The 12,853-nt window shown below is 38.5% G+C and carries 11 protein-coding genes; 2 read left to right on the forward strand and 9 right to left on the reverse strand.

What is annotated here, in order from left to right; translation table 11 throughout:
* Positions 1-12 precede the first annotated feature (12 nt).
* The 7 genes from grpE to gpr all read right to left on the reverse strand — a co-directional run bounded on the left by grpE (position 13) and on the right by gpr (position 7,724).
* On the reverse strand, positions 13-594 hold the full coding sequence (grpE, locus tag AC4BHA_RS07610; protein WP_066105271.1) for a nucleotide exchange factor GrpE: 582 nt from the start codon (positions 592-594) through the stop codon (positions 13-15).
* Positions 595-657: 63 nt separating this feature from the next.
* Positions 658-1,692, reverse strand: coding sequence for a heat-inducible transcriptional repressor HrcA (hrcA, locus tag AC4BHA_RS07615; protein WP_066105273.1), 1,035 nt, complete (start codon positions 1,690-1,692; stop codon positions 658-660).
* Positions 1,693-1,807: 115 nt separating this feature from the next.
* A complete protein-coding gene (gene hemW / locus AC4BHA_RS07620) occupies positions 1,808-2,938 on the reverse strand; it encodes a radical SAM family heme chaperone HemW (RefSeq protein ID WP_066105276.1) in 1,131 nt (376 codons plus the stop codon).
* A gap of 97 nt (positions 2,939-3,035) precedes the next feature.
* The gene (gene lepA, locus AC4BHA_RS07625; RefSeq protein ID WP_066105279.1) at positions 3,036-4,871 is read right to left on the reverse strand and encodes a translation elongation factor 4; all 1,836 of its coding nucleotides are present in this window, start codon (positions 4,869-4,871) and stop codon (positions 3,036-3,038) included.
* Between the two features lie 159 nt (positions 4,872-5,030).
* Entirely contained in the window at positions 5,031-5,363 is a 333-nt protein-coding gene (locus tag AC4BHA_RS07630) for a DUF3679 domain-containing protein (RefSeq protein ID WP_066105283.1), read from the reverse strand.
* A 25-nt stretch (positions 5,364-5,388) separates the two neighbouring features.
* Positions 5,389-6,561, reverse strand: a complete 1,173-nt coding sequence (gene spoIIP / locus AC4BHA_RS07635) for a stage II sporulation protein P (protein WP_490558390.1) — start codon at positions 6,559-6,561, stop codon at positions 5,389-5,391.
* 71 nt (positions 6,562-6,632) lie between these two features.
* A complete protein-coding gene (gene gpr / locus AC4BHA_RS07640) occupies positions 6,633-7,724 on the reverse strand; it encodes a GPR endopeptidase (protein WP_175354282.1) in 1,092 nt (363 codons plus the stop codon).
* A gap of 262 nt (positions 7,725-7,986) precedes the next feature.
* Here gpr and rpsT point away from each other — a divergent pair, with 262 nt between their 5' ends.
* Positions 7,987-8,253, forward strand: a complete 267-nt coding sequence (gene rpsT, locus AC4BHA_RS07645; RefSeq protein ID WP_066105290.1) for a 30S ribosomal protein S20 — start codon at positions 7,987-7,989, stop codon at positions 8,251-8,253.
* A 263-nt stretch (positions 8,254-8,516) separates the two neighbouring features.
* Here rpsT and AC4BHA_RS07650 read toward each other — a convergent pair whose 3' ends face one another.
* Positions 8,517-10,004, reverse strand: coding sequence for an MFS transporter (locus AC4BHA_RS07650; RefSeq protein ID WP_139063838.1), 1,488 nt, complete (start codon positions 10,002-10,004; stop codon positions 8,517-8,519).
* A gap of 216 nt (positions 10,005-10,220) precedes the next feature.
* Between AC4BHA_RS07650 and AC4BHA_RS07655 the strand changes: the two genes are divergently transcribed.
* Complete coding sequence (locus tag AC4BHA_RS07655) at positions 10,221-11,504, forward strand: glycoside hydrolase family 18 protein (protein ID WP_490558391.1); 1,284 nt, start codon at positions 10,221-10,223, stop codon at positions 11,502-11,504.
* 57 nt (positions 11,505-11,561) lie between these two features.
* Here AC4BHA_RS07655 and holA read toward each other — a convergent pair whose 3' ends face one another.
* On the reverse strand, positions 11,562-12,566 hold the full coding sequence (gene holA, locus AC4BHA_RS07660) for a DNA polymerase III subunit delta (RefSeq protein ID WP_077248089.1): 1,005 nt from the start codon (positions 12,564-12,566) through the stop codon (positions 11,562-11,564).
* Positions 12,567-12,853 lie beyond the last annotated feature (287 nt).

Genomic DNA, 12,853 nt, shown 5'->3' on the forward strand with positions numbered 1-12,853 from the left:
CTATGTGTTTGATTACTGATTCACTTTAACCATTGATGGTCGAATAACCCGGTCTTTTAATTTATAACCCTTTTGGAATTCTTCCACAATGATATTTGAACCGTATTCTTCGTTATTGTCCTGCATAATCGCTTGATGAACATGAGGGTCGAATTCTTGACCTACTGATTCGATTACCTCTACACCTTCTTCTTTCAAGGCAGATAAAATACTTGTTAAAACCATATTCATTCCTTGAAGAAGCGGTTTTGTTTCATCTGTTTCAGTTGTACTATTTATCGCCCTATCAAAATTATCTAAAGCAGGCAAAAGATTTGTTACAAGAGATTGAGCTCTATATTTTTGCGCTGCTTCAGCATCCAATTTAACACGGCGGCGATAGTTATCAAAATCTGCATAAAGACGAACATATTTTGCTTCAGCTTCCTGCAATTTCTTTTCTAGTTCAGCTACTTTGCTATCCCCATCATTTTCGGAAGCTTCCTCAACAGGTTCACTTGTTTCAGTGGTTTCCTCAGAGGCTGTATCATTCATTTTATTTTCTTCTGCTTCATCAAATATTTCTTCAATATTATCTTGATTTTTTTCAGACACTGCTTCTCACCTCCCTGAAAGTGTTGTTCTATATACGTTAAAGCAGTATTACTACTATTACCGTTACTTTTTATTTTGATACTGTTTTGTCAGCATCTCAGTTAAGTCATTCGCAAAAAATGACAATAAACTCATCACTCTGGAATAATCCATCCGAGTAGGTCCAAGAATAGCTATAGTTCCAAGATTCTCGTCTCCAATGGAGTAGGTAGTGCTGATAATACTGCAGTTTTCAAGCGCCATATTATTATTTTCGGTGCCTATTTTCACATTGATTCCTTCATGTGTTTTACTGACCAACTCATACAAGTCTCTTCCCTGTTCCATGATTTTAAAAATTGCCTTTACTTTTTCAATATCATGAAATTCAGGCTGGCTTAGCATATTCGCCTTACCGCCAAAGAAAAGTTTCTCGTTCTCCGGCAATTGCAGAGATGTTGCTAGCATTTGCAGAACCATATCATAATTTGTAATATGCTGTTTTAATAATACAGCTACTTCCCTGAAAATCTTATCTTTAAGCTGCACCAATGGTACACCGCTCAAGCGATCATTCAGGATATTTACCACTCTCTCCATTTCATTCATATCAAATCCTGGAGGAAGATAAATCATTTTATTTTCAACATGACCAGTATCCGTCACGATGATAGCAATTGCCTTATTTGTATCAAGCGGTACAATTTGGATTCGACGTAAGTGATTTTCTAAAACAGCAGGTCCAAGCATAATCGCCGTATAATTCGTAATTTCGGATAGTATGCCGGCAGAACGTTGCACTATCTTCTCTAACTCAAATAATCTCTCTTTAAAAACAGATTTAAGCTTAAGAACATCATCCTTTTGCAGCTGCTGAGGTGAAACAAGATGATCCACATAGTACCGATACCCTTTTTCAGAGGGAATACGCCCTGAAGAGGTATGTGTTTTTTCGAGATACCCCATTTCCTCTAAATCAGCCATTTCATTTCTGATTGTGGCAGAACTTAGCGAAATGCCTTCTTTTTTGGAAATATTTCTGGACCCCACAGGTTGGGCGGTAGAAATAAAATCATCGATGATCACCTGTAAAATTGCCAGTTGTCTATTTGTTAACATCGATAATCACCCCTGTTAGCACTCTTTACTACTGAGTGCTAAGTCTATAAATAAAGTAACAAAACCGTCGTTATGTGTCAACGGTTATGATTATGTTTTCTCTCTCATTTTTAAACTATAATAAAAATGCCTGGAACACTTCGTTCCCCATTAATTTACCCGGATGTGTCAGTCGGACTCTTCCGTTTACCAACTCCAATAACCCCTCTGAAACCATTCTTTTTATTGTTTCCCCAAATACGTCATTTATGTTTACAGAAAATCTCTTTTGGAAATGTTCCAGAGAAACTCCCTCCATTTTTCTAAGCCCCAAAAACATCTCTTCTTCCATTTGTTCCTTTCGCGTAACGGTTGCTTGCTCAACGATCGGCTTCCTGCCATCCTGAATAGCATTCATATATTTCTTCAAGGGTCCATGATTATGATAACGGACAGCATCGAGGTATCCATGAGCACCAGCACCAAGACCATAGTATTCTTCATTGTTCCAATATACGAGGTTATGCCTGCTTTCAAATCCTTTTTTTGCAAAATTTGAAATCTCATATTGATTGTAGCCCACTTCTACTAAACGTTCCATGACATATTCATACATAGTAGCCTCAGCATCCTCACCCGGTAAGGATAATTTACCTTTATTGAGCATGATATAAAACACAGTCTTCGGTTCAATAATTAAAGAGTAAGCTGAAAAATGCGGAAGATTTAATTGTAAAGCGCGATCTACTGTATCCTCTAAATCACTGAGTGTTTGACCGGGCAAGGAATAAATCAAGTCAATGCTAATGTTGTCAAAACCTTCTTCTCTTGCCATATCAATGGTCTCATACACATCTTTGACATTGTGCGCACGGCCAATCTTTTTCAATAGTTCTTCGTTGAATGATTGAACACCCAGACTTAATCGGTTGACGCCTGCTTCCTTCATAATTCTCAATTTATCCTTTGACAAATCACCTGGATTGGCCTCAACTGTGTATTCATACCCTGGCGCAAGCGTAACTTTTTCTTTCATGGAAAATAACAATTGTTCCAGCTGCAGAGGTTCTAAAGCAGATGGAGTACCTCCCCCAATAAAAACAGTGGATAAGGGTTCATTTTGAGACAGATTATATAAATCCATCTCAGTCAATAATGTTTGGATATATTCATCCACCGGCTGGTTCTGAATAAAAAATTTATTAAAATCACAGTAGTGACATATTTGTGTACAAAATGGAATGTGGATATATAAACTTTTAACCAATTCCAACACCCCTTTCTAAGATCGAAAAAAAACGTTATATCTATCATAATAAAATAGAGGCCAGAACAAAAATGTCTGGCCTGCTTTTCTTACTATTTTATTTTTTTGAATTGGAGTCATCCATCTTCAGAACTGCCATAAACGCTTCTTGCGGAACTTCTACAGAACCAACTTGTTTCATGCGTTTTTTACCTTCTTTTTGTTTCTCTAATAGTTTACGTTTACGTGAAATATCTCCACCGTAACATTTTGCAAGTACATTCTTCCTCATTGCTTTAATCGAAGAACGTGCAATGATTTTATTGCCGATTGCTGCCTGTATAGGCACCTCAAATTGTTGTCGAGGAATAAGCTCCTTCAACTTTTCTACAATAATTTTTCCACGCTCATATGCAAAGTCTCTATGAACGATAAAGCTCAATGCATCAACGGTTTCACCGTTTAATAAGATGTCCATTTTAACCAGTTTAGATTCTTGGTAGCCAATTAACTCATAGTCAAAAGATGCATATCCTTTTGTATTTGATTTTAATTGGTCAAAGAAATCATAAACAATTTCGGATAATGGCAGTTCATAAATGATAGTTACGCGGTTCTCATCAGCATATTGCATATCGATGAAATTCCCACGCTTCATTTGACAAAGCTCCATAATTGCACCGACAAAATCATTTGGTGCCATCAAGGTAGCTTTTACATATGGCTCCTCAATACTTTCAATCTTTTGCGGGTCAGGCATGTTAGATGGATTATCGATATTAATCTCACTGCCATCTGTCATCTTAACCTTATAAATTACGCTTGGTGCCGTTGTAATCAAATCAATATTAAATTCACGTTCAATTCTTTCCTGGATAATTTCCATATGCAATAATCCAAGGAATCCGCAACGGAAACCAAATCCAAGCGCCTGAGAGGTTTCTGGTTCATATTGCAAGGAAGAATCGTTTAGCTCCAGTTTTTCAAGTGCTTCACGTAAATCGTTAAATTTTGCTGTATCAATTGGATATAGACCGCAATAAACCATCGGATTCATACGGCGATACCCCGGTAATGGTTCTGTTGCTCCATTTTTAGCATTGGTGATTGTGTCCCCGACTTGTGTATCGCCGACATTTTTAATGGCAGCTGTCAGGAATCCAACATCTCCTACTGTTAGTTCATCGCATAGAGTTGCTTTTGGAGTATGGACACCCACCTCGAGAACTTCAAATTCCTTACCTGTCGCCATCATTCTGATCTTATCACCCGGTTTTACCGTACCCTCCATCACTCGAATGGATACGATGACTCCACGATATGCATCATAGATTGAATCAAAAATCAATGCTTTCAGAGGAGCTTCGGGATCTCCAGTTGGAGCAGGTACTTTTTCCGCAATTTGTTCGAGGATTTCTTCAATCCCGATACCAGCTTTAGCAGAGGCAAGAACAGCTTCAGATGCATCCAGCCCAATTACATCTTCAATCTCACCACGAACGCGTTCCGGGTCAGCACTAGGCAAATCTATTTTATTAATGATTGGCAAGATCTCCAAATCATTGTCTAATGCCAAATAAACATTGGCCAAAGTTTGCGCTTCGATTCCCTGTGCAGCATCGACCACTAGCACAGCACCTTCACAAGCTGCCAAACTTCTGGATACTTCATACGTGAAATCCACGTGTCCCGGAGTATCAATTAAATGGAAAATATATTCCTCGCCGTCTTTCGCCTTATATTTCAATTGAACAGCATTCAATTTGATTGTTATTCCGCGCTCTCTTTCCAAATCCATGGAATCAAGAAGCTGGTCTTTCATCTCTCTGGAAGTAAGAGCATTCGTTTTTTCTAATATTCTGTCCGCTAATGTCGATTTCCCATGGTCAATATGAGCAATAATCGAAAAGTTACGGATTTTACTTTGTCGTTTTAGCCGTTCCTGATTATTCATTCTGTTCACTCCTGTTACTTTCAAAACACAGATATTACTGATTATAGCAGAAATAAATTCAAACCGTAAACGGTTTAGGAGAAATGAGGGAATTAAATAGATAAATAAAGAAAGCTCGCGGAGTTTTAATCAGCTCCGTACGAGCTCGCTTGGATTATATTATTCATCTGAAATCATTCCTGCCATCCCTTTAAATAAACTTGTTAAGGTATCAGATATGCCTTTCCCTGCACTGGATAAAACATTAAATGCCTTCCATTCTTCCATTTCCTTTTTCTTTTCCTCCAGGTCAGTTGTCGAAACCTGATTTCCGAGAACCGTAGCGTTAATGTCTCCGTCATCCTGTTTATCAATTGTAAAGGCTTCATACATTTTTGGATCATCATATCCCTGCATTTTTTTCATATTTTGATTGGCCAGCTGCATTCCCAGGATGACCCCAAAGAGAAGGAGGAAAAGAAGCATACTTATTTTTAAAATAAATTTACCCATCTTGGCATTCTCCTTTATTTATTTCTCACTCTGCAGCATTTCCCTGTACTGGCTCGGCATCCCAATAATGCTCAGCTAATACATCAGCTAACACTTCCATTGAAGCATTTAATTCGTCCAATGTATTATCCACACCGCCAGCTTCAACTAACATGGCATTTCCGGATAAATCTTGATTAAACTTCCCATTCGTCCCCGCACCTCTTTTTTCAAAGACACCGCGACTTAAACCAGGATATTTTTCTGAAATTTTCTTGTGCATCTCCTCTGCCAACTTTAAGTTCTGTTCATAATTTGGATTTTCACCACCAATAATGAAGCATAATCTAGCATAAGCTTTTCCGTTAATTGAAATAGTCGTCACTTTTTTTCGCTGCGAATCACGGTGAACATCAATAAAATATTTCAAGTTTTTGTCGTTAGCCATAACCTCTTGGACAAGACTTCGCGATTGGCTGTATGAACTGCCATATTGCAGCCCTTTCTTGTTCAATATGGCATTAACATCTGTTTTATCTACCTTTGTCCCAATGCCTTTCGCTTCAAGCGACTTCTTGAGCTTCTCACCGACAAGCGTGACATTTGCTTTTGAATGAAAGGCAGAATTAGGATTTGTCACACCTTTTAATAAAGGAAGATACGATTCCCTTGTATGTGAGAAATAGATGTACATCACTTCTTCTTTCGTTTTCTGAGTACCAGCCTGTTCTGGTTTAACAGGTTCTTTTTCATCCACGATTTCCTCAGTCTCTGTATCTTTTTCCATAGCTTCCTCTGATGGAGGAGACTCAATTGGCATATTTGTGTAATTAGTACCCTCACCTGCCACTAAAATCTCCCCATCAAACAAGGAATATCCCGGTAGCTCATGTCCCAATAAACTCCGTGGATCATTTAATGAGATATTTGTCAGTGATTGGAAAATCTGCCTCGAAACAGACTCTGTCTCCTCTTCGGGGAATGATTGCAAAAAGTACTTATTCCCTTGCCCTAAATACTTATATAAAATTTTACCGGGAACTTGTCCAGTCGCTTCATTCACCGAATCTGAACTTGGTCGAAATTCTGGTTTAAGCGATGTCAATAATCCGGTTATCAAAAATATAAAAACCATCGTAACAAGTATAATCAGTATGAAACGAATGATGGTGGCTGCTTGAAGTGCAACTACAACAAAACTAGGTTTTTTTGCTTTCATGGTTCCACCCTTTCAGAAGCATTCTAGTAAAATGTATGCTTTGATAGAGTAACTAGAACCATACTCGGAGATTAATGTGTGTAATAGCCTGTATTATCTTGATTTATGGCCTCATGCAGAGCTGCATTCATACCATTGGCTATCAAGTTTGCCATTTCCTCTATGAATACATCCACTTCCTTAGGCGTAACCATTAAATTATGTCCCAAAGGAGCGAGCACTTCACGAATCAGCATTCTCTTTTCCTCATCGGATAGTGTGCCTACAATACCAAGAAATGTCTTTTTGTGCTCTTCTTCCGGTAAGTCTTCTTCTGTTAATTTACGTTTCTTTCCAAATGTCATCCCGGCCGGAGCAAGAGCTCGGCGAGGACGGTCTCCCTCTTTTAATTCACGTCCAAAATGCTTCAATATATAATCAATTGTATCAGAGGTAATCGATACAGCATCCACCACTGTTGGTACACCAATCGAGATAACTGGCACTCCCAATGTTTCCTTACTAAGTTCTTTCCGTTTATTGCCCACACCAGATCCAGGATGAATTCCGGTATCTGTAATTTGAATGGTAGTATTTACACGTTCAATAGAACGAGCTGCCAGTGCATCAATAGCAATGATGAAATCAGGATGAATATTGTCTACGATTCCTTTAATAATATCGCTGGTTTCAATTCCCGTCACACCCATAACCCCTGGTGAGATGGCACTGACCGGACGAAATCCTTCAGAAACAGATTCAGGCTGAAATTTAAACAGATGCCTAGTTACGATTAAATTATCCGTTACCGTAGGACCAAGAGCATCCGGTGTTACATGCCAATTTCCCAATCCTACAACAAGACAATGTGCATCTTTTTTTAATCCAACTCGGTCTATTAGATAGGCCAGTTGTTTAGCAAACACAACCTCGACTTTTTTTTGCAGCTCAGAATCCTGCTCACGAATTCCTTGAACTTCCAGTGTTATGTAAAAGCCAGGCTTTTTTCCTACCTGTTTTTCGCCTTCTTTCGTTATTTCAACATGCGATAATTTAATCCCATCCATCTCTCGCTCTTTAAAAATTACACCTTCGATATTCGATGTGTCCGGTGCGTCAGATAGCGGAATAGCCAGTTCCCTAGCCTCAATAGCCAAATCAGTCCTTATTTGATACTGACTCATATCTAAATCTTTATTCAAATGATTACCCCCATGAAATGATCTTTAGGAGCTATTTTCCCCGTATTTCTTTCTTCTCATTCTTTTAATATGTAAAGAGCTTTGTTTAAACAGAAAAAACTACTTATCACTATGGTTTTTTTTGATTTGATGCATCTGAGTATTGCATAAAGACATACATTTTGATAGAATATCATATGTTGTGAATGTTATTTGATTAGAATATCGAGTTGACATAATCTCGGTTCTTCTGGAGGTGAAAAGAATGGCTAATATCAAATCAGCTATTAAACGCGTTAAAACTAACGAAACTGCTAGAGCTAACAATATTGCTCAAAAATCTGCTGTACGTACAAACGTTAAAAAAGTAGAATCTGCAATTGCTCTTAACGATGCTACTGCTGCTAACGAATCTATCGTTGCTGCTGTTAAAGGACTAGATAAAGCTGCAACTAAAGGCTTAATCAGCAAAAATGCTGCTGCTCGTAAAAAATCTCGTCTTATGAAAAAAGTAAACAAGTTGAACGCTTAATGAAACGTACCCTCTAGAGGGTCGTTTTTTTTTGTGTGATTTATTATGAGAATATGGATTCTTTCATTGATGGGAAATCACTTTAGAGATGATTACCAGTTGAATTTTGGGAGCTTGAACGAAATTAGTACACAACAGAAAGCTGCAGGAGCAGCATTGCAGCTTCCATTTTAACTTTTATAAAGACGAACCCTGTATAACACCCTCACTTTTTCAGGCCTAAAAAAAAGGAGCCTGATAGCTCCTTCCGATAAAAACTCTATTTAGCCTTCAACACTGTCTTCTACAGTATCTGTTTCCGGTTGCTTTGCCTGCATATATATTACTGTTGCACAAACTAGTAATAAGATTCCAATTAAGCTAAATTGCGTGGATATAGAAGCTGGTATTAATCCGAGACCTGATGATCCGGCAACAACCCCTAATGAAAATAACGCATAAAAATATCCATATGCCTTCCCGCGCATCCTTTTAGTAGTCGATTGAACCAATAATGAATTTACGGCAGGAAATAAGAAAGCAAACCCAATCCCGTATAAAACCATTATAGAATAAAGAACCATTAGCTCACTTGATTGCCCCAGTAAAACTTGGCTGATCCCCATACATGCTAATCCAATCGAAAAGCTAACCAAGGGCGGAATTCGATCAAAATATTTATTCGTCGGCAGAATAAATATAGCAACAGCAACCAATCCAAATATACTCATTAAAGTACCGCTTAATCTTGAACTATAACCTAATACATCAATGTGCAAGGGCAGCAAATACGCAAGTGCCCCTTGTGAAAACATTAAAAAGAATGCTCCGGTGTAGGCTTGGAGTATCCCTTTATTAAAGATAAGTTTTCCCCTCTTCTCCGTCTTATGCTGTTTCGATTCAGAATGAGTTCTCAAAAACAACAATGTTGCAAGCAAAAGAATAATTCCACACGCAGCAATGGTCGTAAAAACAAATGGCACAGATGTCCTGCTAGCCATAATACCGCCATATGCAGGACCGCAAATAGCTGCGATTCCAATAAATGAACCTGTCACAGCACTTTGGCTGCCTTGCTTCTTACTATCCATTTGGTTAGCTAAGTACGTAAAAGCAGCAGGTACAATTAATCCACCAAGGAAGCCATGGAGGAAACGTACGATGATCAGTTCAGGTACATCATTTACAAAATTATAAAGCAGTAAAGAAATGCTCGTCATAAGCAAGCCTGTACAAAGTACAATAAAAGATCCATATTTATCCGTAAAAATCCCAGACAATATATTCCCAAAAGTATTCGTCAATGAATACATTCCCACAACAACCCCTGCAATCATTACACTTGCGCCAAGCGAAGTAGCATATGTACTCATAACTGGTAGCTGTGTAAATAAATCGATAAACGTAAACATGATAATGGCATATACAATCCACAGCTTCGGTAAGGGTTTTACATCGTACAATGATTGATGCTTTTTCAGCCACACATCAAAACAAAAATTACCGAATGGGATGAAAGCAACAAGGAAGGCTAACAGAGACCAGCCTATTTTCCACTGTATTCGAATTTGAGTATAAATAATGGAAGCTATATATCCAATAAATATCCCACCGTGGATTGAACCCGCAAGAGTAACGGCAAAGGGTAAATCTGCCCAGTATTTAAGCGGCATGGCTATGCCCAATAATAAAAGCAGTGAGATACCATCCAGTATTCCCGTAATCCGTAGTATGGTAATGGGATGCAATCCCTTATACTTCTTATTTAACACAATTTCACTCCTCTATGATGCAACAAACTTCACATTTAAATTATAGTCTATTTTTTATACCAAATTAATTCGAATAGCAAACTTCCATGTTCTAAATATGAACAAATAAAGAACTTTCTATTTTATCCTCTTGCATAGACCAATATCCATTTTGGTTATTCTTATTCCTTCCTCTACATACATTTAATATAATTAGCCACCGAAAGGAGAAAAGAAATGCAAATACATGTTGTCAGACAAGGAGAGAGTATCTATTCCATTGCGCAGACCTTTAATACTACTCCTGAACAAATTATCTCTTCAAATCAATTAGAAAATCCAAATGATTTGGTTATAGGTCAGGCACTTGTTATTCCGATTACAGGGAGCTATTACTTTGTGCAACCAGGAGATAGCCTATATACAATTGCCCGGAGGTTTGGAAGAACTGCTCAAGAAATTGCAGAAGTAAATAATATTTCATTAAACACACCATTAACTGTAGGATTAAGGCTGTATATCCCTCCAATCCCTAGACGTGAAGCTGAATTTAATGCCTATGTGGAACCAAGAGGAAATACTGTTTCTCCCAATCTGGAACGAGAAGCAAGGATTGCGGCACCTTACCTTACATACTTATCACCATTCAGTTATCAGGTTCAGCGCGACGGCACGTTAAAAGCCCCTCCCTTGGGTGAACTTCCGTCCATAGCTAACAATGCAAATAATGTGCTGGTCATGGTCGTGACCAATTTAGAGAATGATGCGTTCAGCAGTGAACTCGGGGAGGTTATTTTAAACAATACGGATATTCAAAATAAATTACTCTCCACGATTGAGGAAACAGCCCGAGCCCAAGGATTCAGAGACATTCATTTTGATTTTGAAAGCCTCCGAGGTGAGGATCGGGAAGCATATACGAATTTTTTAAGAAGGGCAAAGGAAAGATTTTCACCGCAAGGCTGGCAGGTTTCAATTGCGCTGGCGCCAAAAACAAGCGCCACTCAAACAGGCAAGTGGTATGAGGCACATGACTACAAAGCACAAGGTGCAGTGGTAGATTGGGTGCTCATAATGACGTACGAATGGGGCTACAGCGGTGGGCCGGCTCAGGCTGTATCTCCTATAGGACCTGTTCGGCAGGTGCTTACCTATGCGATTTCAGAGATTCCTTCACGTAAAATTATGATGGGGCAAAATCTGTATGGCTATGATTGGACACTCCCCTTCGTACAGGGAACTACGGCCAGAGCGCTCTCCCCTCAGCAGGCCATTGACCTGGCACGACGTAATAACGTACCAATTCTTTATGACAATAATGCTCAGGCACCTTATTTTAGATACAGGGATGCCGAAGGAAGAGAACACGAGGTATGGTTTGAGGATGCTCGCTCCATACAGGCAAAATTTAATCTACTAAAGGAATTAAATCTTCGGGGGATGAGTTATTGGAAATTAGGATTATCGTTTCCGCAGAACTGGCTCCTAATAGAAAACAACTTCACAACCATTAAAAGATAGGATTACAAAAAAGGTATCATGCACTCGCCATGATACCTTTCGTTTTACCAGGTACTGTTATGATTTTAATATAAATAGCTCTAAAAGGATTTCTTTGTCTCCGGCACCGCTCTTCATTTTATAGTCCAGCTCTGCCAATTCAGAGAGAGCACGCATCAATTTCATTTCTGTAAAATCATTCACACGCTTCAGTGCAAGTTTTACCGGATAAGGGCTCATTTTTAATTTAGATGCTATTTGCTGGGCATTGTAGCCCTGTCCTGATAGTTTTTTAACCTGAAGTATAATCCTGTATTGCCGTGCAATGGCTGCTAATATACGAATTGGCTCTTCCTTTAAAATCAGAAGCTCTTTATATAACTGGATAGCTTCTTTTTTTTGGCCATTCATAATATAATCGACCAAATCAAATACATTTTGGTCAAAGGTCTTGGGAACAAGTTTATTTACCATTGCCTTGTCAATTTCCTGTTCGACCGTCGCATACAAAGCGAGCTTTTCTAACTCACTTGCAGCCATCATTAAGTGATTCCCCGTCAGAGATAATAAAGTTTCTACCGCCTCAGGTGTAATTTTCACTCCTAAGGATTTAGCGTTGGCAGTGATCCATTTAGATAATTCCTTTTCGTATAGCGGTTTCGCTTCCAAGACTGCAGAATTTCTCTTTAATTCCTTCGTTATTTTCTTACGCTCGTCCAGCTTTGGATATGGAGCTATAAAGATGGCAATTGATGTCGGTGAAGGATTAGCCAGATAGCTTTCCAATCTTTTTAGATCATGCTCAACCTTTTCCTTCTTTCTTTCGGCTGTCAAAAATATGGGATTATGTAATATAACAACCCTGCGCTCCCCGATAAACGGTAAGGTTTCCAATTCCTCGATTGCCAACTCTACAGGTGTTTCCTCCAGATCAATAGTAGCCAAATTAAACTCTGCTTCATCCTCTGATAAAGCATGCTCGCAGATTAAAGCCTTTGTTTTTTTTATAAAATACTCTTCTTCGCCAAATAAAAGGTAGACAGGACTAAACCGTTTACTTTTAATTGTATTCCATAAATCCATTACCAATATAATCGCCTCTGTTTATAAATTCCTTCTTTCATCCTAATCCCCACCATCAATTTTGACAAGTCTTTCAAGAGGAACCGGAAAAAATAACCGGTTCCCAGAATCTATATCAACGCCTTCTTGCCGGACCCGGGATACCTAACAAAAAAGCGAAAAAGCGCTATAGATCAGTTACCATTTAAATGACTCTTTCATGTACTGAAATGTTTATTTGGAAAATAGCAGGATAATAATTATATAAATTTGGAGATTGTGGATTTTTTTTACTAAATGTTCTATGA

Source organism: Pradoshia sp. Z3_51 (assembly GCF_058215915.1).

What these genes read in the sequence shown, in the direction of transcription:
- hrcA (WP_066105273.1), bottom strand. Translation starts at nt 1,692, where the DNA reads ATGTTAACAAATAGACAACTGGCAATTTTACAGGTGATCATCGATGAT.
- lepA (WP_066105279.1), bottom strand. Translation starts at nt 4,871, where the DNA reads ATGAATAATCAGGAACGGCTAAAACGACAAAGTAAAATCCGTAACTTT.
- rpsT (WP_066105290.1), top strand. Translation starts at nt 7,987, where the DNA reads ATGGCTAATATCAAATCAGCTATTAAACGCGTTAAAACTAACGAAACT.
- spoIIP (WP_490558390.1), bottom strand. Translation starts at nt 6,561, where the DNA reads ATGAAAGCAAAAAAACCTAGTTTTGTTGTAGTTGCACTTCAAGCAGCC.
- holA (WP_077248089.1), bottom strand. Translation starts at nt 12,566, where the DNA reads ATGGATTTATGGAATACAATTAAAAGTAAACGGTTTAGTCCTGTCTAC.
- AC4BHA_RS07655 (WP_490558391.1), top strand. Translation starts at nt 10,221, where the DNA reads ATGCAAATACATGTTGTCAGACAAGGAGAGAGTATCTATTCCATTGCG.
- gpr (WP_175354282.1), bottom strand. Translation starts at nt 7,724, where the DNA reads ATGAGTCAGTATCAAATAAGGACTGATTTGGCTATTGAGGCTAGGGAA.
- AC4BHA_RS07630 (WP_066105283.1), bottom strand. Translation starts at nt 5,363, where the DNA reads ATGGGTAAATTTATTTTAAAAATAAGTATGCTTCTTTTCCTCCTTCTC.